27 protein-coding genes and 1 pseudogene are annotated in these 24,680 nt (G+C 40.6%); 4 read left to right on the forward strand and 24 right to left on the reverse strand.

What is annotated here, in order from left to right; genetic code table 11:
• Positions 1-13: 13 nt before the first annotated feature.
• From AC1EU0_RS07845 to flhA, 12 genes are all read right to left on the reverse strand, one after another.
• Complete coding sequence (locus AC1EU0_RS07845; RefSeq protein ID WP_480301765.1) at positions 14-505, reverse strand: chemotaxis protein CheW; 492 nt, start codon at positions 503-505, stop codon at positions 14-16.
• 43 nt (positions 506-548) lie between these two features.
• Entirely contained in the window at positions 549-1,307 is a 759-nt protein-coding gene (locus tag AC1EU0_RS07850; protein WP_480301767.1) for a chemotaxis protein CheW, read from the reverse strand.
• Positions 1,307-2,086 carry a ParA family protein gene (locus AC1EU0_RS07855; protein ID WP_480301769.1) on the reverse strand — a complete coding sequence of 260 codons (780 nt, stop codon included), beginning with the start codon at positions 2,084-2,086 and terminating at the stop codon, positions 1,307-1,309. The genes AC1EU0_RS07850 and AC1EU0_RS07855 overlap by 1 nt, the downstream gene beginning before the upstream one ends.
• Before the next feature lie 8 nt (positions 2,087-2,094).
• Positions 2,095-2,463 carry a hypothetical protein gene (locus AC1EU0_RS07860; protein WP_480301771.1) on the reverse strand — a complete coding sequence of 123 codons (369 nt, stop codon included), beginning with the start codon at positions 2,461-2,463 and terminating at the stop codon, positions 2,095-2,097.
• Positions 2,464-2,465: 2 nt separating this feature from the next.
• Positions 2,466-3,581: a protein-glutamate methylesterase/protein-glutamine glutaminase gene (locus tag AC1EU0_RS07865; protein WP_480301773.1), complete on the reverse strand. Its 1,116-nt coding sequence runs from the start codon at positions 3,579-3,581 to the stop codon at positions 2,466-2,468.
• A gap of 15 nt (positions 3,582-3,596) precedes the next feature.
• Positions 3,597-5,753 carry a chemotaxis protein CheA gene (locus AC1EU0_RS07870; RefSeq protein ID WP_480301775.1) on the reverse strand — a complete coding sequence of 719 codons (2,157 nt, stop codon included), beginning with the start codon at positions 5,751-5,753 and terminating at the stop codon, positions 3,597-3,599.
• Between the two features lie 60 nt (positions 5,754-5,813).
• Entirely contained in the window at positions 5,814-6,551 is a 738-nt protein-coding gene (locus AC1EU0_RS07875; protein ID WP_480301777.1) for a protein phosphatase CheZ, read from the reverse strand.
• A gap of 18 nt (positions 6,552-6,569) precedes the next feature.
• The gene (cheY, locus tag AC1EU0_RS07880; RefSeq protein WP_121837002.1) at positions 6,570-6,953 is read right to left on the reverse strand and encodes a chemotaxis response regulator CheY; all 384 of its coding nucleotides are present in this window, start codon (positions 6,951-6,953) and stop codon (positions 6,570-6,572) included.
• Positions 6,954-7,133: 180 nt separating this feature from the next.
• Entirely contained in the window at positions 7,134-7,853 is a 720-nt protein-coding gene (locus AC1EU0_RS07885) for an RNA polymerase sigma factor FliA (protein ID WP_480301779.1), read from the reverse strand.
• On the reverse strand, positions 7,846-8,724 hold the full coding sequence (locus tag AC1EU0_RS07890; protein ID WP_480301781.1) for a MinD/ParA family protein: 879 nt from the start codon (positions 8,722-8,724) through the stop codon (positions 7,846-7,848). Before AC1EU0_RS07890 ends, AC1EU0_RS07885 begins: the two co-directional genes overlap by 8 nt.
• Positions 8,725-8,782: 58 nt before the next feature.
• Positions 8,783-10,192, reverse strand: coding sequence for a flagellar biosynthesis GTPase FlhF (gene flhF / locus AC1EU0_RS07895; protein ID WP_480301783.1), 1,410 nt, complete (start codon positions 10,190-10,192; stop codon positions 8,783-8,785).
• 11 nt (positions 10,193-10,203) lie between these two features.
• Positions 10,204-12,297 carry a flagellar biosynthesis protein FlhA gene (gene flhA / locus AC1EU0_RS07900; protein WP_480301785.1) on the reverse strand — a complete coding sequence of 698 codons (2,094 nt, stop codon included), beginning with the start codon at positions 12,295-12,297 and terminating at the stop codon, positions 10,204-10,206.
• Positions 12,298-12,482: 185 nt separating this feature from the next.
• Between flhA and AC1EU0_RS07905 the strand changes: the two genes are divergently transcribed.
• Positions 12,483-14,096 (forward strand): methyl-accepting chemotaxis protein, encoded by a 1,614-nt coding sequence (locus AC1EU0_RS07905; protein WP_480301787.1) that lies wholly within the window; start codon positions 12,483-12,485, stop codon positions 14,094-14,096.
• 96 nt (positions 14,097-14,192) lie between these two features.
• On the opposite strand, the pseudogene AC1EU0_RS07910 reads toward AC1EU0_RS07905, so the two are convergent.
• The 12 genes and pseudogenes from AC1EU0_RS07910 to AC1EU0_RS07965 all read right to left on the reverse strand — a co-directional run.
• Positions 14,193-14,525: pseudogene (locus AC1EU0_RS07910) on the reverse strand (hypothetical protein); the annotation flags it as partial.
• Between the two features lie 193 nt (positions 14,526-14,718).
• Positions 14,719-14,979, reverse strand: coding sequence for a hypothetical protein (locus tag AC1EU0_RS07915; protein ID WP_480301788.1), 261 nt, complete (start codon positions 14,977-14,979; stop codon positions 14,719-14,721).
• A 1-nt stretch (position 14,980) separates the two neighbouring features.
• Entirely contained in the window at positions 14,981-16,207 is a 1,227-nt protein-coding gene (locus AC1EU0_RS07920) for a class I SAM-dependent methyltransferase (protein WP_480301790.1), read from the reverse strand.
• Positions 16,207-16,992, reverse strand: a complete 786-nt coding sequence (locus AC1EU0_RS07925; RefSeq protein ID WP_480301792.1) for a DUF1365 domain-containing protein — start codon at positions 16,990-16,992, stop codon at positions 16,207-16,209. The genes AC1EU0_RS07920 and AC1EU0_RS07925 overlap by 1 nt, the downstream gene beginning before the upstream one ends.
• On the reverse strand, positions 16,985-18,244 hold the full coding sequence (locus tag AC1EU0_RS07930) for an NAD(P)/FAD-dependent oxidoreductase (protein ID WP_480301793.1): 1,260 nt from the start codon (positions 18,242-18,244) through the stop codon (positions 16,985-16,987). The genes AC1EU0_RS07925 and AC1EU0_RS07930 overlap by 8 nt, the downstream gene beginning before the upstream one ends.
• A complete protein-coding gene (locus AC1EU0_RS07935) occupies positions 18,241-18,963 on the reverse strand; it encodes an SDR family NAD(P)-dependent oxidoreductase (RefSeq protein ID WP_480301795.1) in 723 nt (240 codons plus the stop codon). Before AC1EU0_RS07935 ends, AC1EU0_RS07930 begins: the two co-directional genes overlap by 4 nt.
• Complete coding sequence (locus AC1EU0_RS07940) at positions 18,948-19,412, reverse strand: nuclear transport factor 2 family protein (RefSeq protein WP_480301797.1); 465 nt, start codon at positions 19,410-19,412, stop codon at positions 18,948-18,950. The genes AC1EU0_RS07935 and AC1EU0_RS07940 overlap by 16 nt, the downstream gene beginning before the upstream one ends.
• Before the next feature lie 255 nt (positions 19,413-19,667).
• Entirely contained in the window at positions 19,668-20,318 is a 651-nt protein-coding gene (locus tag AC1EU0_RS07945; RefSeq protein ID WP_480301799.1) for a ChrR family anti-sigma-E factor, read from the reverse strand.
• Positions 20,315-20,935 carry a sigma-70 family RNA polymerase sigma factor gene (locus AC1EU0_RS07950; RefSeq protein ID WP_480301800.1) on the reverse strand — a complete coding sequence of 207 codons (621 nt, stop codon included), beginning with the start codon at positions 20,933-20,935 and terminating at the stop codon, positions 20,315-20,317. Before AC1EU0_RS07950 ends, AC1EU0_RS07945 begins: the two co-directional genes overlap by 4 nt.
• A 49-nt stretch (positions 20,936-20,984) precedes the next feature.
• Positions 20,985-21,545 (reverse strand): DUF3833 domain-containing protein, encoded by a 561-nt coding sequence (locus AC1EU0_RS07955; protein ID WP_480301802.1) that lies wholly within the window; start codon positions 21,543-21,545, stop codon positions 20,985-20,987.
• Entirely contained in the window at positions 21,542-22,075 is a 534-nt protein-coding gene (locus AC1EU0_RS07960) for a chalcone isomerase family protein (RefSeq protein ID WP_480301803.1), read from the reverse strand. The genes AC1EU0_RS07955 and AC1EU0_RS07960 overlap by 4 nt, the downstream gene beginning before the upstream one ends.
• A complete protein-coding gene (locus AC1EU0_RS07965) occupies positions 22,068-22,562 on the reverse strand; it encodes a DUF2878 domain-containing protein (protein WP_480301805.1) in 495 nt (164 codons plus the stop codon). Before AC1EU0_RS07965 ends, AC1EU0_RS07960 begins: the two co-directional genes overlap by 8 nt.
• A gap of 232 nt (positions 22,563-22,794) precedes the next feature.
• Here AC1EU0_RS07965 and AC1EU0_RS07970 point away from each other — a divergent pair, with 232 nt between their 5' ends.
• The 3 genes from AC1EU0_RS07970 (at position 22,795) to AC1EU0_RS07980 (ending at position 24,661) form a co-directional block, all read left to right on the forward strand.
• A complete protein-coding gene (locus AC1EU0_RS07970; protein WP_480301807.1) occupies positions 22,795-23,319 on the forward strand; it encodes a hypothetical protein in 525 nt (174 codons plus the stop codon).
• A gap of 142 nt (positions 23,320-23,461) precedes the next feature.
• A complete protein-coding gene (locus AC1EU0_RS07975; protein WP_480301809.1) occupies positions 23,462-23,863 on the forward strand; it encodes a hypothetical protein in 402 nt (133 codons plus the stop codon).
• 186 nt (positions 23,864-24,049) lie between these two features.
• Positions 24,050-24,661, forward strand: coding sequence for a hypothetical protein (locus AC1EU0_RS07980; RefSeq protein WP_480301811.1), 612 nt, complete (start codon positions 24,050-24,052; stop codon positions 24,659-24,661).
• Positions 24,662-24,680: the final 19 nt, after the last annotated feature.

Here is a 24,680-nt window from a genome sequence, read left to right on the forward strand (position 1 = left end):
TATCTCTTATTTTTTATAACTGAGCGATTTCATTCCACTCATCATCGGATAGAAGCTTATCAAGATCAACGAGAATCAACAATTCTCCATCACGGTTACTGACACCTTGAATGAATTTTGCACTTTCTTCTGTACCCACATTTGGTGCATTATCAATTTCAGTGCTTTTCAGATACACCACTTCCGCAACGCTATCGACCAAAATTCCAATCACTTGTTTTTCAGCTTCGATGATCACAATACGGCTTGAGTCATCAACCTCAGCAGTGGATAAACCAAACCGAGCACGGGTATCGATAACGGTAACCACATTGCCACGTAGATTGATAATCCCAAGCACATAATGCGGTGCACCAGGTACAGGCGCAATTTCACTATAACGTAACACTTCTTGTACCTGCATCACGTTAATGCCGTAAGTTTCGTTATCTAGGCGGAATGTCACCCATTGCAAAACAGAGTCATCGTTACTGGCTGATACTGCTAGGTTATTTGAATCTGTCATAATATCCTCTATTACTTTTCTAACTCTGTAGGCTATTTCAGCGTTAGCCTGCTATACGACCTTGTGAACCAAGCTGCTCAACCAAAGCCCCTACATCTATAATTCCGCACATTTGCTTTTTCACTAAGCCCGCTAACCAAGGTCGTTTAGCGGTATTTTGACGCCAATTAATTTGTTCTTTGCTAATCGACTCAGCATCTAAAATCTGTTCACAAGCCAAGCCCCACTGGCTATTTTGCAACAATACAATGTATTGATAATCGACTTGTGCTTGTAAATTATCATCATATTTTTCAGGCATAATCCAAGCTGCTGTATCTACTACATTAATTTTTTGGTCGCGATTGGTTGTTACACCTTTAATCCAATTAGGTTGCCCAGGCAAAGTATTAACTTTCACTTCATGAATAATGCCTCCTAATTCGACCAGTGGCACAGCTAGAGTTAAACCTGCAACTTTAAAAAACAGCACTTGAAACTCATTTTCTAACCTTTGATGTAATAATGAGTGTTCTTTTTCTTTATCGGCCGCAATTTCAGATTCTTTTGTAACTGATTTGACAGTCGTTAAATCTAAAGTTGAAACGGGGTCTGTAACTACAGGGGTTACGTCTGCTTTTATGGATTCAACAGGTTCATCAGACGATGGTACTTTTGAGAGTAAATGTTGTAATCGTGCTTGTTCGGCATCTAACAGGCCATCTGCTTGCTCAATCTCTGGCTTCAACTCTAAAGCGGATGTTTGTGGCTCTTTGAGCAGTCGAGAGAAAAAATCCGCCACGGCAGCGTCTGAATGTTCCATTATGCTCTCTCTTGTTCTTTGTCGATAAATTGTAATAGCTTGCCATAGGCAACCATGCCACGGCTATTGGCAGCAAAATGAGAAACTGGAATATGCGCTAAACTGGCATCTCTAAATTTGGTATCAACTGGGATCAATCCCTTCCATAAATAGTCTGGGTAATGTTGTTTAAGCTCTCTGAGTGCTAACGGTGAGGCTTTGGTTCTCTTATCGAACATAGTTGGAATCACAACAAATTGATGCCTTTGTTGTTGAGTTCGCCCCATCAACTCAAGGGTTTTGATCATGCGGTCTAACCCTTTTAATGCCAAAAACTCGGTTTGAACAGGGATTAAAACACGATCACAAGCGGCTAACGCATTTACCATCAAAACGCCTAACACTGGTGGACAGTCGATAATGGCGTAATCATAATGATTTGAAATAGTATCAATAATGTTTCGTAGCACTAACCCCATTCCATCTTCATGACCCAATTGCCTATCCACGGTTGCAAGAGCCATTGTAGCGGGCAGTAAATCTAAGTTTTCAATAGAGGTAGGAACAATATGCGCCCTTACTTTCGACTCAGTTAAAGACTGATGAGCAATAAATAAGTGATATAAAGAAGCGGGGACTTCTTCAGAATCAATACCCAGATAGTATCCTAATGACGCATGAGGATCGGTATCAATCATCAGCACTCGCTTACCTTGTTTAACCAAAGCACCTGCAAGACTGACTACTGTTGTCGTCTTACCAACCCCACCTTTTTGATTTGCCACCGTCCAGACTTTCACCTTACAGCCTACTGCTCTCTCGTTGTGATCAAGATGCCACCATTAGGTGTGTCATACTGTTTGATATCAGAATGCTTACTACTGGGTTTTACTTCACCCACTTCTTTTGCGGATTTAATATCTGAATATTGAGGCTTGCCTTTAGCTTTGGCTAACCACTCTTGAATTTTTTCAGGCTTTGTTTGTAACCATTGAGTAAGTGTTTCAGAGTCCTCATCACTAACTACAAACACCACTTGAGAAGCCTTCAGCTGTTCAACTTCAACTTCCATTCGAGCAATTTTTTGATATTGTTCAAAAGCAAGTGCAGCGACAGATACCAAAGCGATTGATAATAAAAATATGATCAAATTCAGGTACAACTTTGGTATCGGCATGATTATCGTTCCATGGTCTCTTTAATAATGGCATTTGCCATTTGTTCTAGAGCAATAGATTTACTCGATAATCCAGCTTGGGTTACTGCTTGCGGCATACCATAGACCACTGAGCTCGCTTCATCTTGAGCCCAAATGCTTGAACCTGCAGTTTTAAGCAGCCTAGCCCCTTCACGGCCATCAGCCCCCATTCCTGTAAGGACAACGGCTAAGGCTTTATCGGCAAACACTTTAGATACTGATGCAAAGGTAATATCGACACTGGGCTTGTAGTTCATTTCTTCTTTACCAGAAATCACTTTTATTCGACCATAAGCGCCACTTTTTTCAATCAGCATTTGCAATCCGCCCGGTGCAAGGTAGGCACACCCTGGTTTCATTACATCACCATTTTCAGCTTCTTTAACTTGGATTTTGCACAAACCATTTAGTCGAGAGGCAAATGCTGGAGTGAATGCTGCAGGCATATGCTGAATCAACAATATTGGATGAGGATAATTAGCTGGCAGCTGAGTCAAAATGCGTTGTAGAGCCACAGGACCGCCAGTTGACGTTCCAATAACCAGCGCCTTATATTGTTTACCACTGGCTTTGAATGGCGCCTGAACAACCGAAGCAGCTTCTCGCTTTTCGCTACTACCTGAAGCCTTTAATACAGGTCTAGTTACTCGACTTGACTCAGCTAGTTTTACATTGTTTCTCGGAAGACGACGAAACAACCTGCGCTGACCTAATGCCTTAACCTTTTGCTGTAATAAACGAATCGCTTGATCGCGATTGGTCGCAATATCTTCAAATTTTTTAGGTAAAAAATCTAATGCTCCAGCATCTAACGCGTCTAATGTCGCTTGAGCACCATCATGAGTCAACGATGAGAACATCAGCACTGGCGTTGGACTATTGGCCATGATTTCTTTTACTGCCGTGATCCCATCCATGATAGGCATTTCGATATCCATGGTGATTACATTGGGCTTAAACTCTGCCACTTTTGCTAATGCATCTTTTCCATTGCGAGCATCGGCTACCACTTCAAGATTTGGATCTTGAGAGAGGATCTCACTCACGCGTCGTCTAAAAAAACTTGAGTCATCGACGACTAGAACTTTAATAGCCATTGAACCTCTTTATTATTATTTTCTTGTAGCGTAAAACTTTAATAACCCAGGGACATCTAAAATCAAAGCTATGCCGCCATCCGACGTGATCGTTGCGCCAGCCATCCCAGGTGTACCGTGTAATAGCTTACCAAGCGGCTTAATCACTACTTCTTCTTGCCCAATTAATGCGTCAACCACAAAACCAACCAGCATGGTTCCAATATGCACGATCACGACATGTCCAAATTCTTTTTCTCCATGTTGGAAATAACTTTCACTATGTAACCAATTCTCAAGATAAAAAAGTGGAATCGCTTTTTCGCGGACAATAACGGTTAGCTGTCCATCGACGACATTGGTTTTGGTTAAATCTAAATGAAATATTTCACTAACATTGGACAATGGAAGTGCAAAGATCTGTTTAGCCACTTCAACCATTAAAGTAGGCATAATCGCCAACGTTAACGGTACTTTAATTTCCAGCGTGGTACCTAGCCCCTGATGCGAATGTATATGAACCGTACCATTCAATTGTGCAATTCGGGTTTTCACTACATCCATACCAACGCCACGGCCTGAGATATCGGAAATTTCGGTTTTAGTTGAGAAACCTGGTGCAAAAATTAAGTTATGAGCATCTTCATCAGACATTCTTGCTGCAGCATCTTCATCGAGAACTCCCCGACTAATAGCTATCTTTTTTAGTTTCTCTGCATCCATGCCCGCGCCATCATCTTCAATTTTCAAAAGAATATGATCGCCTTCTTGGCTTGCAGATAGGGTTATTGTTCCCTGTCTAGGCTTGTTATTAGCCTCACGTTCATCTGGCATTTCGATACCGTGGTCCACTGAATTTCGAACCAAGTGAACCAAGGGATCTGCCAAGGCTTCTACCAAGTTTTTATCAAGGTCTGTTTCTTCACCTATCATCACAAGGTTGATGTCTTTATCCAGAGAACGAGCTAAATCTCTTACTACACGAGGAAAGCGACCAAACACTTTCTTAATAGGCTGCATGCGGGTTTTCATTACCGCACCTTGAAGATCGGCCGTCACTAAATCTAAATTTGCTAACGCCTTAGACATGGCTTCATCTTCTCGATTTCCACCTAGACTAATTAGGCGATTTCGAACTAAGACTAATTCCCCAACCATATTCATGATTTGATCTAAGCGTGAAGTGTCTACCCTAACCGTTGTTTCACCTTTAGGTGCCGCAACACGAGCTGCTGGCGCTTCTTTTTTCGCAGCCTCTTTTTTCTCTACAACTTGATGCTGTATCGGTTTTTTGGGTTCTTCTTTTTTGGGTGAAGCTTCAACTTTTGGAGTTGATTCAACATTATTTTTAGATTCAGCGCTCGCAGGTGAATTGTCTGACTGTGCTGTAGGACTACTTCCTTTACCATGCAGTTCATCGAGTAGAGCTTCAAATTCATCTTCTGTAATTTCATCAGATTCTTGTTCTGTCACTGCATCAGGTGTGATCTGCTCAAGAGTAGATGCTATATTTGCGTTAAAGCCGTTTGTACCATGAAGTTCATCTAATAGGGCTTCAAATTCATCTTCAGAAATATCATCACTTTGGTCTGACTCAGAGGTTTCCTGAGTTACCGAAGATGTCGGCGCTTTCCCCTGACCATGTAAAGCATCTAATAAGGCTTCAAACTCAGTCTCGGTAATATCATCAATAGCTTCTATTTGATTGGCTTCAGGCTCAGGAATTGGTTCTGGCTTTGGCTCAGGAGTTTCAATAATAGGTTCAGCCGATACTGGCGCTGCACCTAATTCACTAGGCAAAGGCTCGCCTGAACTAAGTAACTTTAATTGAGAAAGCAATTCCGAAGACGCTTCTTGCTGCGGTTCACCATTTTGAGTTTGATTAAACATCACATTGATAGCATCTACAGCCTGCAAAATGATGTCCATTAACTCAGCAGTTACCGATCGCTTACCCGTTCTTAGCAAGTCAAAGGTATTTTCCGACTCATGGCACACATCAACCATTGGAGTAAGGCCTAAAAACCCTGCACCACCTTTTACTGTATGGAATCCACGAAATATGGCATTCAATAGTTCGGTATCTTCTGGGTTATTCTCAAGATCAACCAATTGCTCTTGCAATAACTCTAGAATTTCGCCAGCTTCAATTAAAAAATCCTGAAGGATCTCTTCATCAATAGAAAAGTCCATCCTACACTCCTTGCAGTACCAAATGCCTGCTTATTATCACCTCAAGCCAACGCTTAGATTTTAAAAACCTAGACTAGATAACAAATCATCGACTTCATCTTGTCCAGATACAACATCATCCCTTGTATCGGCATTTAGAATCGGACCTTCAGCTTCAATTTTATTTTTATTTTTTTCTTCCGAGTTTGCTGATGCATGCTCACCAAAAAGAGTTAGCATAGATACCAAGCTACTTTCGACTTCATGAACAAGTTCGATCACACGTCTGATCATTTGTCCCGTGATATCTTGGAAGTCTTGAGCCATAAGTATCTGGTTAAGCAAATCTCGTAATCTAATGGAATCGTGCCCACTTCTTTGCATCATATCTTGGATGTCAAAGCACAATTTTTTGAACGTCTCAAGATCAATATCTCGACGCATGAGCTTGTCCCAAGCAGGTTGGACATTATTGATGTTACTGATCAAAGCATCAGCCAATGGAAGTGACTCTTCAACCGCATCCATGGTTTTATTCGCGGCTTGTTCCGTCATATCAATAACGTAATTCAAGCGTTCCTTTGCATCAGGTATTTCATTATTGGTTAAATCAGTGAGGCGGCTATCAACTTGAAAGTCGACCAATGCACTATGCAGGTCACGTGTCAGCTTACCAATTTCCTCGTAGAGCTCATTTTGAATAGGCAACGAAATCTCTTTAATGATTTCATCTGCTTGTTGTTGCTCTCCTGCAGATAGAAGTTCAACTAGCTGTTGCGCCTGCTCAAGAGTGATCAGGCCTGATATTTCTTCCGACATACAACGTCCTTGCTCAGGTTAGCCCAGTCTTTCGAAAACTTTATCAAGCTTCTCTTTTAGGGTGGCTGCAGTAAATGGTTTTACTACATAGCCGTTAACACCAGCTTGAGCAGCAGCAATAATTTGCTCACGCTTTGCTTCAGCTGTCACCATAAGTACAGGAATAGATTTGAGTTTCTCATCAGCTCGAATGGCCTTAAGTAAGTCAATTCCCTGCATACCGGGCATATTCCAATCAGTGACCACAAAGTCAAAGTCGCCTTTTTGCAGCATAGGTAGTGCGGTGGTTCCGTCATCGGCTTCTTGGGTGTTATTAAATCCCAAATCCCGCAACAAGTTTTTAATGATACGTCTCATTGTTGAGAAGTCATCAACAATAAGTATCTTCATATTCTTGTCCAAGGTTTCCTCCAAGGGCTTTTGTAATCTTATCTTTATGGTAAAAGCGAACGGAAACTTAATTAGACAAAGTTAAACAACCAATTAGTATTTGGATATCCAAACTGGCCGTAGCGCATCTAACAAGGATTTCCCATCAATCAAAAGTAGCTATCTATAAGCCACTATACAGTTTTTGCTTTTTTAATTTTGCGTCCAGTCTCTCAGCTTACCTTTAAGCCTGAGCATGGCTTGACTCAATATTTGGCTTACCCTTGACTCACTCACTTCAAGAATAGCGCCAATTTCTTTTAAATTAAGAGCTTCGTCATAATACAGTGATAGCACTAAAGCATCTCGTTCAGGCAATTGTTTAATGCCTTCAACTAACGCTTTTTGAAAATTTTGCTCTGATAGAGCATCAAAAGCACGATCTTCAGGCTGCTGCTCTTCACGGATCACGTCATGCGAAACGCCTAAATCTTCAAAACCAACGATTTTTCCTGTCGCCACATCATTTAAAATATGGTGATATTCTTCAATTGGTATATTTAATTCGGCCGCAATCTCAATATCTGAAGCTTCTCTTCCTAATTCTTGCTCAAGCTTCTTTATCACCTGATCAACCATACGTTGATTTCGATGAACCGACCGTGGCACCCAATCTCCTCGACGAATTTCATCCAACATGGCGCCTCGTATGCGAATGCCAGCAAACGTTTCAAACTTTGCACCTTTACCGCTGTCGAATTTACCTGAGGCTTCTAAAAGCCCCATCATTCCGGCTTGTAATAGGTCGTCAAGTTGAACAGATGCTGGAAGTCTCGCTAGAAGGTGGTGAGCGATTTTCTTAACCAGTGGAGCATACTGTTCGACTACATTTGTCCTATCGTCAAAACTAGTATACGCAGCGGCCTTATTCACTCACATCGTCCTCTTGCTCAGGCCTTTTAACCAAGCGTTCAATAAAGAACTCTAGGTGACCACCAGGCTGCTCAGGAATGGGCCAATTGGTGATTTTGTTGGCTAAACTGTGGTAAGCAATGGTCGAAGGTGATTTTGGAAAAGCTTCAACAACTAACTTTTGTTTGCGCACTGATTTTCGAACATTTTCATCATAAGGAACAGTGGCAACTAATTCCAAAGCAACATCGAGAAAGCGATCGGTAACTTTACTTAACTTCGCAAACAACTCCATTCCTTCTCTAAGAGAACGAACCATGTTTGCAACAATTTTAAAACGGAACACGCCATGTTCACGGCTAAGTATTTTTATCAATGCATAAGCATCGGTAATAGATGTTGGTTCATCGCATACGACAATTAGCACGTCTTGAGAGGCTCTTGCGAAACTCAGCACCATATCTGATATGCCTGCTGCGGTATCCACAATGAGCACATCAAATTGTGTTTTCATTTCACTAAATGCACGGATCAATCCAACGTGTTGAGCAGATGTAAGCTCAACCATGTTTTGTGAACCTGATGTAGCCGGTATGATTCCTATCCCTTTAGGGCCGCGAACAATAACATCATCCAATTCGGCTTCACCGGTAAGAACATGGGAAAGGTTTTTTTCAGCACGGATACCTAACATGACATCGACATTAGCCAAACCTAAATCAGCATCTAGTACTAGTACTCGCTTGCCTTTTTCAGCTAAAGCCACTGCAGTATTAATGGAAACACTGGTTTTACCAACACCACCTTTACCACCACTTACAGCAATAACTTTCACTTTTTCATTATTAGGTTGATTTATCATACGTAAACCGCTTGCTTGATCTTGGGTCATAGCTTTACTCAAACTGCCAAAGCGAATTTATTCGCTTTACCTGCTATTAAATCTGTCATTAATGTTGGTAGTGTTCGTTTTGTCGAACTTCCCAGTCAGAATTCGTATTATGTACGAAATCAGGATTGGATTCATCTAAAACTGACAATGCTTGTTTGGCTAATTTTAAAGAATCTGCCACATGCATATCTTCAGGAACTCGCTGTCCATCTGTCACGTAACCAAGAGAGAGTTGATTTTCAATCACTACACTCAAGGCTCCAGCTAATGAAACCGATTCGTCTAATTTAGTTAATATTGCACCAGCTAATGGAACACGCTGAAAATGCTCTACCGCTTCTTGCAACACTCGACGCTGGGATGTTGCAGACAATACCAGATAATTGCGAATAGGTATGCGTTTATTTTCTGCTAAGTTGTCTAATTGTTGATATAGACGCAGATCTCTTTGCCCCATACCCGCTGTATCTATCAATATTAGTTTACGATTTCTAAATTGATAGAGTATTTGTTCCAACTCTGGTAAGTCATGAGCTAGTTTTACTGGGCACCCCATAATTTTGCCATAAGTGGCTAGTTGCTCATAGGCTCCAATACGATAATGGTCCATAGTAATTAACGCCACTTGGTCACTGCCGTGCATCGCTGCAAATCTGGCTGCAATTTTCGCTAAGCTCGTGGTTTTTCCAACTCCAGTAGGACCTACTAACGCTACGACTCCGCCACGTTTTACAATATCATCGCCTTGGTTGTCGAGTAAATTTGCTAAATTTTGAGGTAGAACGCTCACCAATTCGGCAGGTGAATAATGTGATGCTAATTCTGCTAGCTGTTTAGCTATTGGCATAGTGAATTCAGCTTCAATTAGTTTTGTTTCCAGCATTGCTCCAATAGGATCAACTCGCTGCTTTTGTTCGTGCAACAGGCTAGAAACTTGATGGGTTAATAAGTTACGCAGAGAAGCTAACTCATCTCGCATCTGTTGCATTTCATTATTGCTAGCTGAAGCCGCTTTATTTTTTTCTGGACTTGGCGTGAACGTGGCGGCTTTGGTTTGTTTTTGGGCAACGTTTTCCATTCCACGAGCCCATGCTGGTAATTCCAAGTCTTCTTGTTTTTGTTGCTTTTGTTGTTGCAGCTTGGAATGTTGGCGCTCAAGTATCGCTTGCAATGAGTCAGCGGAAGCTGATTGTTGCTGAGGTTCTTTAGTGGCTGGCTTACGTCTTTGCCCCAGTGAAACCTTATCATCTAACAAGCTTCTGAATCCAGACTGTGGTTTGGCCTTAGTCGGTGCCGCAGTTGGCTGAGGGATATTGGGTTGTGGTTCATCATAATCCACAGCTGCAACCACTTCGATTCCATCTTCTACTTTTTTATTGGACATAATCACGGCATCGGCCCCCAAAGTTTCTTTAACTTGGGCAAGAACACTTCTCATATCTTTAGCAAAAAATCGTTTAATCTTCACGGTTACTTCCTCTATTGACCGACGGCCGACACAATTCGGATTTGTTTCTCATCCGGCACTTCCTGATAGGAAATGACTCTTAAACTTGGAATGGTGTGCTTAACAAATCTCGATAACGTCGAGCGTAACATTCCTGATGTCAACAATATGGCGGGCTGACCGATTAGCTCTTGCTGTTGTGCAGCGTCTGTTAGCGACTGCTGCATGCGTTCTGCAAGGCCCGGCTCAATGTTTGGCCCATCACCACCTGTTGCCTGCATAGACTGATGCAACATCTGTTCCAACTCTGGAGCCAATATTATGACGGGTACTTCAGGTTCAGGTCCGGCAATTTCTTGCACAATCATTCGTTTCAATGCGATACGTACTGCTGCTGTCAATACTTCGGTATCTTGACTCTTAGGTGCGTATTCAATCAAAGTCTGAATAATGGTTCTTTGATCTCTAATTGAAACACCTTCCTCAAGTAGGTTTTGCATTACTTTTACAACAACACCAAGAGACAACACTTCAGGAATAAATCCATCCACCAATTTTGGAGAATTCTCTTTCAGAATATCCAATAATTGCTGCACTTCTTCATAGCCAAGTAGTTTGGCTGCATTGTTGGTTAATAGTTGGCTGATATGAGTTGCCACAACAGTTGCAGCATCGACTACGGTATAACCCAATGTTTGAGCATGCTCTCGCTGCTGAGGATTAATCCAAACGGCCTCTAGACCAAAAGCCGGATCCTTCGTTACGCTACCATCAAGCTGCCCGTAAACTTGACCAGGGTTAATGGCTAGCTCACAATCGTGCTGAATATCAGATTCACCTACGACGACTCCCATTAACGAAATTTGATAACTGTTTGGAGATAAATCCAAATTATCACGAATATGTACAGCAGGAACTAAGAAGCCAAATTCTTGAGACAGCTTTTTACGCACCCCTTTAATGCGATTTAGCAATTCACCACCTTGGTTTTTATCCACTAATGGGATCAGGCGGTAACCAACTTCAAGTCCAATAACATCTACATGACGAACATCATCCCAACCTAGCTCTTTAGTTTCAGATTGCTGAGGTTCGACAGCTTCGGCATTAGCCAATTCTTCTGCTTCTTTCAAACGTTGTTGATTACGACGATATATAAAATATGCGGCGCCACCAGTAAACAAACCAAAGCTTAAAAATGCTAAGTGTGGCATACCGGGAACTAAGCCCATAACTGTCAACAAACCGGCTGCAATAGCTAAAGATTTATGATTGTCAAACATCTGACTCATCATCATTGAACCCATATCACCGGATTCATTTTGGCGAGTCACCATTAGTGCTGCAGCAATGGAAAGTAACAAACCAGGAATTTGCGCGACCAAGCCATCACCGATGGTAAGCAAGGTATAGATTTCAACAGCACTAGAAAAATCCAATCCATGCTGCACCATACCGATAACAAAACCACCAAGAATATTGATGATAAGAATCATGATCCCAGCAATTGCATCACCTTTTACAAATTTAGATGCACCATCCATCGCGCCATAGAAATCGGCTTCTCGGGTCACTTCACTTCGACGAATTCGTGCTTGGTCTTGATCGATAGTACCTGCATTCAAATCAGCGTCGATGGCCATTTGCTTACCTGGCATTGCATCGAGTGTAAAGCGAGCACTTACCTCAGCAATTCGACCAGCACCTTTAGTTACCACCACAAAGTTGATGATAATAAGAATGATGAACACCACTAAACCAACGGCATAATTACCACCGATTACGACATTACCAAAGGCTTCGATAACTTTACCTGCGGCATCACCACCGTTATGACCTTCAAGTAAAACCACACGAGTTGATGCGACGTTTAGAGCAAGTCGTAACAAAGTTGCCACCAACAACACTGCTGGGAATGCCGCAAAATCCAATGGTCGATTAGAATAAATAGCAACTAACATGACCACTAAAGCCAATGCGATATTAAAAGAAAATAAAGTATCGAGCAGCAACGGAGGCATTGGCAGAATAATCATCGCCATCGCTGCTAATACAAGAATGGGTGTCCCGATCCCTTTAATATTCGCTGCATTTAACTGCTTAAATCGACCTAATACGGCATTCATTCAAAAACCAATGTTTGACACTTTTTAATAATAAAGAGTTAAAAGCAAGGAATGAGCCAAAAAGAGGTAAATTTGGCTAGTTGCGCAAGGATTAATCGATTGTGCATTAGTTCACAAAATTTAGTTAATAAACTCTTAGGCGATGCCGATAACCAATTACGATTTCGAATTTTTAAAGCAATAATATGAAGAGTACCCTGTCGATTCGCTCTCTAGTCCTTCTTTGTTTGGCGTGTATTTTTTTGACAGTCTTGGTGTTCACCTTTTGGTTTAATGCCAGCACCCAAAGGGAAAATCTAGAAGAGTTTGCTCAACAACACACCCATAGTGTGACAAAGTCTTATTTTGACTCCCTTAATGCCATGATGCTTACAGGTAGCATCAATAATAGAGAAATGATTCGCGAGCGGCTAATAGCAGAGGACGAAATTAACGATATTCGTATCATTCGTTCACCAGTGTTAAGTAAGGTTTTTGGCTCAGGTTTAGCGAGTGAACAAGTCCAAGATACGTTAGATCAGCGGGGAATTAATGGGCAAGTCATTAACGAAATTCGTAAAACACCTAATGGCAGAGTATTAACCCGTATCGAGCCTATTCTGGCCCAGTCAAACTACCAAGGTGTGAATTGCTTAGGCTGTCATCAAGTTCCAGAAAATACTCAACTAGGTGCGTTAAGAATCGACTACTCTCTGGCCGCCGAAGACAAAGCTTTAAGTAGAACATTATGGACAACTGGACTTGTTCAGCTTGCTTTATTTTTTATTGCCTTTATTTTTACCGCCTATATTTTGAATAGAGTGGTCATTGCCCGTTTAAGAAGTTTGCGCCATGTAATGAGCACTATTTCTGACACATCAGACTTATCCCTTCAACTCAAAGATAATCGTGAAGATGAGATTGGAGCGGTTTCGACAGCATTTAACCAAATGGTTAAGCAAATTAATGATACTTTATGTTCTGTAGTATCTAACGCCCAACAGGTAACACAGTCTGCAATTGATATTAACTCGGTTGCCAATACCACCAAAAAAGAAGTCCAAGCACAGAAGTACAATACCGACCAAATGGCGACAGCTATGACGGAAATGGCCGCTTCTGCAGAACAAGTGAGATGCAATGCTGAGGGTACCGCATCACACTCTCAAAAAACCAACTCTCTAGCAACTCATGGAGAAAGCCAAACTCATGACGCAGTGAGTGCCATTGAAGGTTTAAGCCAAGAAGTACAGCACGGAGCGATGAGAATCCAACAGCTCGATCAGCGAACAGATGAAGTAGCGGCTGTTCTATCTGTTATTTCGGGTATTGCGGAACAAACTAACCTACTTGCTCTTAACGCAGCCATTGAAGCCGCTAGAGCAGGAGAGCAAGGGCGCGGTTTTGCAGTAGTGGCAGATGAAGTGAGAACCCTTGCCTCTCGAACGCAAGAATCAACTGAAGATATCCGTCGTACTATTGAAGGCTTAAAAGAAGAAACATCGGATTGTGTGGCCGTTATGAATACCGCTTCCGAACTTGCACAGCAACAAGTCGAATCAATACAAAGTGTCGCGGTTGAACTAAAGCAAATATCAGATGCTGTAGACGAAATTTGTGAGCTGAATGCTCAAATGGAAACGGCAGCTTCAGAGCAAAGCCGAGTAGCTGAATCTATCAACAATAACGTAATAGAAATTGCTAACTCAACTGAGACTACTTCTAAGGACGCTGAAAGCACCGCTGCGATTGCCGAGCACTTATTGGACATGGCTGGACAATTAGAAGAAAGCGCAAAACAGTTTAAATTGAAAATATAGTATCCAACTCCCAAAAAAAGGGAAGCTAATCTGGCTTCCCTTTTTGAATACTCAACCAATTTTGGAGTCAAGCAAGAGAGTTAACTTACATACAAACTACTCATTCATCTTAACTTGTAATGCTTTCAATGCATTGACTGAAAAACCTCGGTCGTAGAAATATAAGACCTTTCCATTACCATCAATTAACATCACTCGTGCATTATTGGGATTATGGTTACCAGTAAACTTCTGCATGATATGAGCGTCATCATATAGAGTAACCACGCCTTTCCATAACTCTTTAGGGATCCCTTTTCTCATGCCATTGTTGATAAAACCCTGAAAAATATTTGGCATAACACCAGCCGCGGCGGCTAGCTCATAAGTCGGTACCTCAATGTTTAGCTCATTTAATCCTATCATCCAGCGATCTATATCGAACTGACTGGCTTATAGGGCCTGTTGATCTTTCGTGCTTATTTTTGCAGCGATAAATTGGTTATCTTATGCAAGGCGGAGTTTGTGCGATGTGGTTATTCCACATAAACAAACGATAACGCAGCAGAAGTGACCAATTTATGCTGTCTTCGATGCTTTTGAGCACTCCCTGCTCTTTGTTGTGAGCAGCTTACTTAGATGGCTAAGCTTCACTGCCCACGCCTTGAACAGGAAAGTGCTCAAATAGCACAAAATTCAAGCCTGAAAGAGCAACAGGCCCTAGATAACCAATCAACAATAAGGTTTGCGGATCATTGAAGTCATTAGGGATCTTAACGCTACGTTTATCCAACGTTTCCCCTTTCATACTAGGCAACGTTTCTTGCAACACAGTTTGATTTGGGTAAGTGCTGCTACAGGCCGTTAACCAAATTGAAAGTATGAAAACCAGTGCTTTTTTCATGCTACTTCCTTAGTACCATTTGTACAGTGCTGATTGAACGTTCTAAAAAAGCACCCTCACAATAGCCGAAATAATACAGCCATAACCGCTTAAATGTGTCATCGTAACCGTGACGCTTTATCTCATGCCATCGCTGTAAAAACCGTTCACGCCAATGGGCTAAGGTTTTAGCATAGTGAAGACCTATGTCTTCCACTCCTTCGACAACGAGATGAGTTTTTTTCTGTGCCAATGCTGTCATCTCCGCTATGCAAGGTAAAAATCCACCGGGGAAAATATACTTTTGTATAAAGTCGACGCTATTTTTGTAGGATTCGAATCGCTGATCTGCAATCGTAATCGCTTGGATCAGCATTTTTCCATTGGGTTTTAATCGGTCATTACATACTTTGAAAAATTCTGGTAGATAGTGATACCCAACCGCTTCAATCATTTCGATGGATACCAATTTGTCAAACTTACCTTCCAGCGTACGATAATCTTGTTTAAGCAAGGTAATCCTGTCTTGCAAACCCAACTCATTTACACGCTGCTCTGCATAAGCGAACTGTTCTTCTGAAATCGTGGTTGTGGTTACTTTACAGCCGTACTGACTTGCAGCGTAAACCGCTAACCCTCCCCACCCGGTTCCGATTTCGAGCAAGTGGTCACAGGGCTTTAAATCTAGCTTTTGACATATTGCATCAAGCTTATTGAGCTGTGCTTGTTCCAATGTGGCATTGGAATCTGGATAGATGGCGCTTGAATACATCATTTCTTTGTCGAGAAAACGGGTATAAAGCTCATTGCCTAAGTCATAATGAGCGATGATGTTCTTTTTAGAACCCGCTAAGCTATTTTTATTTGCCCAGTGGGATAACGTTTGGCTTATTTGGCTCCACCAGCTTTGTTTGGACTCTAACTTATCAGTAATCTTTTGGGCTTTAGCAAACAAACGGATCACTTGAGTCAAATTCGATGTCGACCATTTGTTCTCAATGTATGCTTCTGCAGCGCCAATGCTCCCTTTGATCACCCAGTCTCGATAACAGCTCCAATCATGGATAGTTATCTCAGCATTCAAGCATTGTTCGGTTCGACACTGACCAAATCTATGTTTCGTTGAATCAGGCTCTTCGAGACTAAGCTCGCCATCGGGTAACTGAGCCAACTGCTTAAATATAAAATCACGACAACGATTTTGCAGCCATGTTGGTTTGGTGATATTTGAAGTTACAATGTTATCCATTACTGATCCTTAGTCACCTTATTCTGTTTTTGATAAGTGGTTATTGGTGTTCCCTTTAAAAACAGTCGAAACGCTTGCCAGTAGATACCGAATAGGACTTTTAAGGTCATCATTGGCACACACAGCCATAACTTAATTAACGACTTTCGATTTATTGGTGTTTTTCTGAGAAACATTCCAGCTTCAAACAGTTTTTTAGGGTTACCTAACTCGAATTCGTTCCAGTTTTGTATTTTTATTAATACATCTTCTTTGTTAAGGTTTGGTGGCAAAATCGCCCATCGGTATTTCATGTCGTTATCCATAAAAGGCGAGACATGAAAGGCCTTTTGCGTTTGTTCCGACTCAATAAACTTCATATCTACCAAATAATAATGGCGTTCATTCCATGGCGTGTTGCTGACTTCCACCAAGGTATAGTGACACTTACCATTATTGTCATAGCAAAAATAAAAATTAGCTGGACTGAAATACAAACCTAAACACCTAAGCTGAACCAACATCTGCACTCGGCTGATTGGCTTCTCACCACCTAAGGCTTTTACCTTGTCTTTGATACGCCGAGTAAGTGAGCCCAGATCATCACACAAATAATCTTTTTCACAGAACCTCATAGGGTGATACCAGCGCTTACCAAATGGCCAACAGTCAACATCGCCAGCCGCCATTTCATCAGGATCAATCGCCATCATATATAACGAATAGTCAAAATGATGGGGCTTGGGTTTATATCGAGAATGATAAACCGAGCCTTGGTAAATACTTGAAAAATTAAGTTTATTCATCGAAGTCACAACCCAAACGCTTTGCCATCTCGACCGCACTCTTAACTCCATCTTCGTGGAAGCCGTTATACCAATAGGCTCCAGCAAAGTGCGTATGCTGGATGCCGCAGATCTCATTTTTGCGTTGCTGTGCAGCTAACGAATCAATGGAATAAACAGGGTGGTGGTAGTTAAAGCGACCTAATATCTTAGATGGATCAATACGGTCTGTTTGATTAAGAGTCACACAAAAGGTGGTGTCACTTTTGAGCCCTTGAAGGATATTCATATTATAAGTGACGCACGCTGGGCGCTTGCTCGATAATCCCAACTGATAATTCCAGCTCGCCCACGCTTTTCGTCGCTGAGGAAGAATATCTGAATCAGTATGAAGCACCACATCATTGCTGCGATAGGGAATGCTACCTAGGATTTCGCTTTCAAGTTTTGTTGCATCATCGAGTAGAGCTAAGGCCTGATCTGAATGGCAAGCAATGACAACTTCATCAAACTCAAGGCTTTTATTCTCAAAGATTAATTGCACCTTGTTATTACGGCGGGTTATCCCTTTAATATTCTGGCCGAGATGAATGCCATCTTTAAATGGTTCGATCAAAGGAGCTAAGTAACTTCGAGAGCCTTTAGGGATCACATACCACTGTGGTCTATCTGTAATATTCAGCAAACCATGATTATGGAAAAAGCGTACAAAGAAACGCAGCGAAAACTGCCGCATATCATCTAATGATGATGACCAAATGGCAGCTCCCATAGGTAAAATATAGTTTTGACAAAAATAGTCACTAAATTTGTGTTGAGATAAAAATTCCCCGAGGGTGTGTGAAGCACTGAAGTCATCACTTGCATAAAGTTGTTTACAGTGTTTGTTGAATCGCAAAATTTCCCTGATCAATCCCCAAAACTTAGGGTTGAGAATATTGCGTCGCTGAGCAAACAAGGTATTAAGGTTGTGACCGTTATATTCAAGCCCTGTTTGAGCGTGTTTAACAGAGAAACTCATTTCCGTTTCTTGCTTATCAACCCCAAGCTCTGACAAAAGTCTTAAAAAATTCGGATAGGTTTTGTTATTAAATACAATAAAGCCTGTATCAATTGCATAGACTTCTTCATTCACTTCAACGTCTACTGTTGCAGTGTGTCCACCAATACGGTCTGCTTTTTCAAAAACACTAACCTGATGCTTTTTAGCTAACAAATACGCCGCAGTTAACCCAGATATGCCACTTCCTATTATGGCAATATTTTTTTTCATTTAGCATTCCTTGAAATGATGTTACTCCACCAAGCAAAAGGCAGTAGTGAAAATACTTTTAATAGCAGGGTTAAACGTTTAGGAAAATGAATGTAACGCTTACGTTTTGATACGCCGGCAAAAATTGCTTGTGCCGCTTGTTCAGCATCAATCAAAAAAGGCATTGGGAAGTCGTTTTTATCGGTAAGTGGCGTTTTCACAAAACCTGGATGGACTAAACTGACACTAATTCCGAATGGCTTTAGATCAATCATTAGGCTTTTGGCTAAATAATCCATGCCTGCTTTGGAAGCACCGTATCCTTCAGCCCGAGGAAATGGCAATATCGTTGCACTAGAACTCACTAATACCAGTTGCCCACCATGCTTTAATTTAGGCAGTAAGCTCTCTAATAGGTAGCCAACAGAAATAAGATTGGTTTCGATATTGTGCTTAAACACATCTGCATCAAAATGTTTGGCATTATCTATGTATCGACAGTCCCCAGCGTTTAAAAGCAAAATATCTAACTGGTCGATATCTTGGGTTGCTTCTTTTACTTTCTGATGTTCCGTCACATCAAAAGCCAACGCAAAGCTGTTTGAATCACCTTTAATTAAGTCATTCAACTTTTGAGCATCGCGACCACAAGCGATGACATGATGACCTTGAATGTGATATTGATGATACAAAGCCTCACCGATACCTGAAGAAGCTCCCGTAATTAAGACTTTTTGCATTTCCCGATGAACCTTTTTAGCTTGCGTACCATAAATCCTAGTAGAGGAACATGCTCATATACCATTTCCCCAACATCGTAATAATCACGGTGATAAATGACTTTATCCCCTTGCCCTCGAATCAATGAATGCCCTTCAACCAAAATGGGGTTACCACGATTGATTTTGGGATTCGTAAAGGTCATCTTCCAATACAAAGCTGCATTGCGCTCGTCGAAAAAAGTCTCGTAGATATCAAATTCACATGAAGTAGTATTCTTGTACATGGTCTGGAAATATTCATGCAGTTCATCGACACCGACGACACGATGAATAGGATCTCGAAATACGACATCTTCATGATAAACATCTAAAATTTTGTGAAGTTCTTGCTTGGTAAGAGTTTGATAAAGCTCAACAACATTGTTGAGCCAAATGGGGTTGGATGAATTATCAAGTTGTGCAGACATCTTAGCTCCTTGTCATCTACCCAAACTCAGTCTTTATCAATGGGTAGTAACAGCTCAATACGCGACAACTTAACGAGCAGATCAATGATTAATATAAATCCGATATACGGATGAACGGATAAAGTGCATCAGGGAGCAATGGTGTAATAAGACAACCGTCCGTGACAGGACGTCACGGTCGTCAGCACATGGATGCGCGCTTCTATTGTCGTTTACACCTTTGCTCCTTTGGTTAAACACTCGTGATACTTGAAATCAATAAATATAAGTTCCTATTGGATTGAGTAACTTATTAATGCCTTGAGTGAAGTGAAGAGAGTCACTAACAATTGTCATGCAAAGACAGCCATTTACAGAAACAGGTTGATGCTTGTGTTCCCCTTCGAGAAAAATAAAATCTCCCTCGCTGTATTCACCAGATTCATCTTTAAACTTACCGCTTAACACTAGCGTTAGCTCATAACCTTTATGGGTATGCTGCGGCACTTTGCCACCTGCTTCAATGTGCATCAGACTGGTTCTTACTGAGCCTTCATCCAACTTTGCTCTTGAGCGAGATATTTTCCCAATAGAGCTAGCCTTACCAAAACTTAACTTGGATAAGGCTCTTGGCAAGGTGAACTGCTCACCCCCGATTTCCATTTGCTTTAAATAGTTGATTGGCGCTGTATCGATACCATCATCAGACAAGATAGCATTAAGCATTCCGTCAAACTCTGAGCTATCTTCATTGCTTTCTTCAAATTGAAAAGCATGACAGGCTTCTTGCTCAATGAAACTTTCGGCTTTGTGTCGACAGCTAGGGCACTTTTCAAGATGTATCGCAACCGCACAGCTAAATGAAGTCATCAATTCACCACTCACATAAGATGTAAGTAGCTGTGAGTCTGGATGATAATTAATCATAGGTGTGCTCCTATTGCTTTGAGCTTTGCCATCGCCAACCTTAACCTTGATTTGACTGTCCCTAAAGGTAAATCAAGATGTATTGCTAATTGTTCTTGAGAAATACCACTAAAATAAATGCCTTTTACCACAGCTTGCTGCTCAGGAGATAACTGATGAATATGATTCATTAATAGTTTGGTTGAGAGATGATCTTCTTCATCCATCGGCTTTACTGTCTCAATATCTATCAGCGGCCAAATATCCTCACTAACAACATCTTCGCGGTTACTTTGGATTTTACGCAGAGCATCAAAAGTCACATTTCTCATGATGGTATACACCCAAGTATTAACCGCTCCCTTGTTAGGGTTAAACAAATGAGCTTTACGCCAAACATTGGTCATGGTTTCTTGCACAATGTCATTGGCAGCATATTGGCAACCTAATTTACTTTGAGCGTGGTACTTAATTTTGGGAGCAAATAATTTGAATAATTGGGAAAACGCATTTTTATCGCGTTTTAACGCAACATCCAAAAGTAACTGCTCTAAATCTTGGGGGGGTGATTTTAATGTCATAGGTATAGCTTTAGCATACTCATGACTGTTTGCAAATAACCTTGTAGCTGTTGCCATAATTGAACCTGTTAACACCATACAAAATACCGTTACTGAAATTACGGTATCAGTCAGGGTTAAGATCACACTTTTTTTGAGGCGATTGCTTATCAAAGAAAATAGTAATGTCTGCTACATGGATGCCGAGTTTAAACATTTTACTTTTGTTAAAGACTCTGTACAGATCAAGTTGATACATCCAGTCATCAATATCGAAAGAGTAAGAGCTATCTCCGATAGGGACTTGTAACGCATACTTCCAGTTGAAAGCGAACCCTTGTTGTTGCCCTCTCGCCATGCCATTAACATCTTCAGCGACACCGGTATATTTGCCGTCAGCTTGTTTATTCAGTTGCCAGTTTCGGTGCGAAATCTCACCATCATTCCAATAAAAGGTTTCTTTAAGCAACCCATTATCACCTTGCCAACTGCCATTAATTTCTACACAAAATCGACGAGTTACTTTATCGGTGTAATCTTGCAGCATCCCCCAAGCGACTACATTTCCCGTGAAATAACTCTTTATATCCAACGTTGGGGTTGTGGTCTTGTATTCATTAATGTCACTAGAGCAAGCGCTGAGCATTGGTAGCAAAATTGCAGAAAGTATCAAAAATCGAATCTTCATCCTCTTTCTCCTAATAAACGTTTACGCATTTTGGGCTCTGAAGTATTAGGCGATAACCAAATGTCTAAAAAACGCTTCCCGAAATTAGGATCGTTTATGGTTCCTATGCATGATTGATTTAAATAAAAAGAACTACTGTTATCGCTTACCAATAGCGCTAAGGTGTCACCTTTTTTCACGCTTGGCCAAATGCTGCTTAATTCGGGTAGGTAATTTTTGTATTCTGCTGGTGATAGTTTAAGGTGCTGCCATTGCGCCTTTGTTTGCTCAACCAAATCTTGGCTGTCAATCTCACGTTGGTACTGGATTTCAAACAACACTTTTGATGCTGAACTCGGCTTTTTTGCTTCGCTGGTATATAGGGTACTTTTGTATACATCCCAAAATAAAACTGAAAGTGAGGCATTACCTAGTTTTTTCATTTGAGTATGGCTATCTGTAAGATCAGGAAAATCAAGATCACAAGCTTTAGCCTGATACATAGCTAATGAGCAGCAACCTAATAAAATTACATTTATACATTTACGCAAAAGATTCCACCTTTTCCAGACGTTCATTAACCCCGAAAAACAGCAACATCAATATAGACCACAGGGCACCAATCACCATTAACGTTAGCCAAAAGGGTTGACCAAAGCTAGCATCACTCATACTTATTCCCCCCAAATAAGCCATTGGCGCAAAGATCATCCCAAAGAGCCCTTGCAATACTTTGCTGCGCTTTAATAGGGATAGACAGCCATTAATAGTCAAAGCAAAACTTAGCCACATCATGGCTAACCACAAAGGAATTATTTCACCTTGATTTGGAAACTGAAAGAAACCAGCATGCATCAACACAGTATCAACAAATATGCCGACGAAAGTGACGAAACTAACTAAAGCAAGTTGTTGCCAAGGCGTGCTACTCATCCACAAATGAACAACTGCCCATGCCAGCACAAACGGAGCAACGTTATTTCCGTATTTCACACATCCCAGCCACATTAAGTTAAATAACATCCAGTTGAAAAACATATGCACCTCCGTACGTAGCTTACGAAACCGCACAATTTTTCGATCAGTACATATTAAATTTTCAAACAGAGCAACACCGCCATAATAACATCTTGATTTGGGTACGATTTCTCTTAAGTCTTCAGAAATACATCAATTAATAATTATTCATCAATGGCTTAATAAGTTGTAACCGAGTTGATTAATTCGTAGCATTTTTCATCGTTGAGCAAAAGCTAGGGGGCGTTGTATTATGGCTTCAAATACATCTCAAGTTCATGAAGAAGCTCAGGGTAAGAGTTACCAAAATTATGTTTTATTTTTATCTGCTTCCTCTGCGAATAAAATTGGAAAAGTGAGTTTCTCTGAGTGGAAAGCTTTTATCAATGACAACACTCCATTTCTAACCGTTTCCTTCCAAAATACAACAAAGCAATATCAACTTACTCTAACTCCTAATATAGAAATTTTATGTTTAGCTGCAGAAAACTTAAGGGTTACCGCGTCATTCTTTACATATTCAGATAACACTACCGATGAAATATCGAGAAGACTGTCCGCAGATTTAACTGATACTTTGAGTTCAGAAATAAGCTTAAGAGAAAGCATTATAAAACATGAGCACCCTGCACTTGTAAGTGAATATGATTTGCCTAAAACCCCCTGCTTTCTCACTAAATGGGATAAACGTAACATTGCTGCAAGAACGGCCTTATGCTCACCAGTAATATGCGCTTTAATTTGCTTTATAACTTGCAGTGAAAGTGAAAATAATTGATCAAGCAATAATCTGATTTTCATACTTTTATTAAAGCTATTACCCATAACATGTTAATCATGATTCATCTTTCAGGAAACTTGTTGTTCAGCCACAACACTCTCGATAAAATCTGTACAATTAAAATCAAAATGTAAGCTAAATGTTTTTAGAAGCAACAAGATACCCATTAGCCACTTTTATTTCTTTTGAGGTTAAAAAATCAAATCGTGCTAAAGAGGTTCGTTATACCCAAGGCAACAGCCATAAAATAACCGTCACTCGAAAGAAAGACGGTGATGTCCACTATAGAATCGAAGTTAATCAAAACCATAGACTACATGATGAAGAAAATACGCCCATATCAACTTACTCAGTTTTTAGCTGCTTTAAACATTTATTTTCAAAGCAGAGTAATCACAGCCCCAAAAATGAAATTTCAAATCCAGTGTGCTTCGTAATAACTGACACCAAAAACAGCCATACTTTCGATATATGGTTAAGAGGGGATGAAACAAAAGCTTGTCATACCTATACCCAAAAGCCCGATATTATCATGATGTAGAACTTTGGTCTTTCGCCCCCTAAATGAAGCTAAACCCTCATACAAAGGGAAAGAAGTATAAAAGAACTATGCTCTATGAACTTAAGGTTAATCTTTGAATAATGATAAAGTAATAAATTGCAATGTTGACTATTGCCTTATAGCATTTTTCCTCTTATCCACTGATGATTGAGTATTAAATTAAATATGGCAACTGTCGCATCAGATACAATATTCGTTGATGTGGATCTATTAACAGCGGATATTGAATCCAAACTCATAAACGATGACAGGCACAACTTAGTTGTTTTCAGACATAATGGCTGTATCCATTATCAAGTCTTTAAATGTGAACCCAGTTCTGAAAGTTATGATGATGGGTGTTGCTCATGCAACTGCATCACGCTTTGTTTTTCAAATTTCTTTAACCGCAGAGTTTCAAAAAATGGAGTCACACCATCAGTTGACAAAAGTTCAGCAAAATTCGTAAAGGTAAATGACAAACAGAACAATGTTAAACTAAAACTGAATTTACCAACTACAGATACTCCCGTAGGAATTAAACTCAAGCTCAAGGGGACAACAGAAGATCTAAAAAGGCACTTATATGGTGCACAGCAATTAGATGAAGTGGTTAGCTATAAATACGAAAATGGCTTTGACGAATTAGGTATCAATACCAAAGAAATGGAGCAGCTAAGTGGTGGAGAAAAAGTCACAAGAGAAGTTATCACAAAAGATGGGCGATTTACCGCTACTTTTATTCCGAATAAAGATTCAACCCAATTCCCAGCTAACGTGTTGCTAAAAATGAATTAGCGACTAAAGATTTGAACCT

This window comes from Parashewanella sp. 2210YD4-3 (assembly GCF_056591735.1).

What these genes read in the sequence shown, in the direction of transcription:
- AC1EU0_RS07845 (WP_480301765.1), bottom strand. Translation starts at nt 505, where the DNA reads ATGACAGATTCAAATAACCTAGCAGTATCAGCCAGTAACGATGACTCT.
- AC1EU0_RS07850 (WP_480301767.1), bottom strand. Translation starts at nt 1,307, where the DNA reads ATGGAACATTCAGACGCTGCCGTGGCGGATTTTTTCTCTCGACTGCTC.
- AC1EU0_RS07860 (WP_480301771.1), bottom strand. Translation starts at nt 2,463, where the DNA reads ATGCCGATACCAAAGTTGTACCTGAATTTGATCATATTTTTATTATCA.
- AC1EU0_RS07865 (WP_480301773.1), bottom strand. Translation starts at nt 3,581, where the DNA reads ATGGCTATTAAAGTTCTAGTCGTCGATGACTCAAGTTTTTTTAGACGA.
- AC1EU0_RS07870 (WP_480301775.1), bottom strand. Translation starts at nt 5,753, where the DNA reads ATGGACTTTTCTATTGATGAAGAGATCCTTCAGGATTTTTTAATTGAA.
- AC1EU0_RS07875 (WP_480301777.1), bottom strand. Translation starts at nt 6,551, where the DNA reads ATGTCGGAAGAAATATCAGGCCTGATCACTCTTGAGCAGGCGCAACAG.
- AC1EU0_RS07890 (WP_480301781.1), bottom strand. Translation starts at nt 8,724, where the DNA reads ATGACCCAAGATCAAGCAAGCGGTTTACGTATGATAAATCAACCTAAT.
- flhA (WP_480301785.1), bottom strand. Translation starts at nt 12,297, where the DNA reads ATGAATGCCGTATTAGGTCGATTTAAGCAGTTAAATGCAGCGAATATT.
- AC1EU0_RS07905 (WP_480301787.1), top strand. Translation starts at nt 12,483, where the DNA reads ATGAAGAGTACCCTGTCGATTCGCTCTCTAGTCCTTCTTTGTTTGGCG.
- AC1EU0_RS07915 (WP_480301788.1), bottom strand. Translation starts at nt 14,979, where the DNA reads ATGAAAAAAGCACTGGTTTTCATACTTTCAATTTGGTTAACGGCCTGT.
- AC1EU0_RS07920 (WP_480301790.1), bottom strand. Translation starts at nt 16,207, where the DNA reads ATGGATAACATTGTAACTTCAAATATCACCAAACCAACATGGCTGCAA.
- AC1EU0_RS07925 (WP_480301792.1), bottom strand. Translation starts at nt 16,992, where the DNA reads ATGAATAAACTTAATTTTTCAAGTATTTACCAAGGCTCGGTTTATCAT.
- AC1EU0_RS07930 (WP_480301793.1), bottom strand. Translation starts at nt 18,244, where the DNA reads ATGAAAAAAAATATTGCCATAATAGGAAGTGGCATATCTGGGTTAACT.
- AC1EU0_RS07935 (WP_480301795.1), bottom strand. Translation starts at nt 18,963, where the DNA reads ATGCAAAAAGTCTTAATTACGGGAGCTTCTTCAGGTATCGGTGAGGCT.
- AC1EU0_RS07940 (WP_480301797.1), bottom strand. Translation starts at nt 19,412, where the DNA reads ATGTCTGCACAACTTGATAATTCATCCAACCCCATTTGGCTCAACAAT.
- AC1EU0_RS07945 (WP_480301799.1), bottom strand. Translation starts at nt 20,318, where the DNA reads ATGATTAATTATCATCCAGACTCACAGCTACTTACATCTTATGTGAGT.
- AC1EU0_RS07950 (WP_480301800.1), bottom strand. Translation starts at nt 20,935, where the DNA reads ATGGCAACAGCTACAAGGTTATTTGCAAACAGTCATGAGTATGCTAAA.
- AC1EU0_RS07955 (WP_480301802.1), bottom strand. Translation starts at nt 21,545, where the DNA reads ATGAAGATTCGATTTTTGATACTTTCTGCAATTTTGCTACCAATGCTC.
- AC1EU0_RS07965 (WP_480301805.1), bottom strand. Translation starts at nt 22,562, where the DNA reads ATGTTTTTCAACTGGATGTTATTTAACTTAATGTGGCTGGGATGTGTG.
- AC1EU0_RS07970 (WP_480301807.1), top strand. Translation starts at nt 22,795, where the DNA reads ATGGCTTCAAATACATCTCAAGTTCATGAAGAAGCTCAGGGTAAGAGT.
- AC1EU0_RS07975 (WP_480301809.1), top strand. Translation starts at nt 23,462, where the DNA reads ATGTTTTTAGAAGCAACAAGATACCCATTAGCCACTTTTATTTCTTTT.
- AC1EU0_RS07980 (WP_480301811.1), top strand. Translation starts at nt 24,050, where the DNA reads ATGGCAACTGTCGCATCAGATACAATATTCGTTGATGTGGATCTATTA.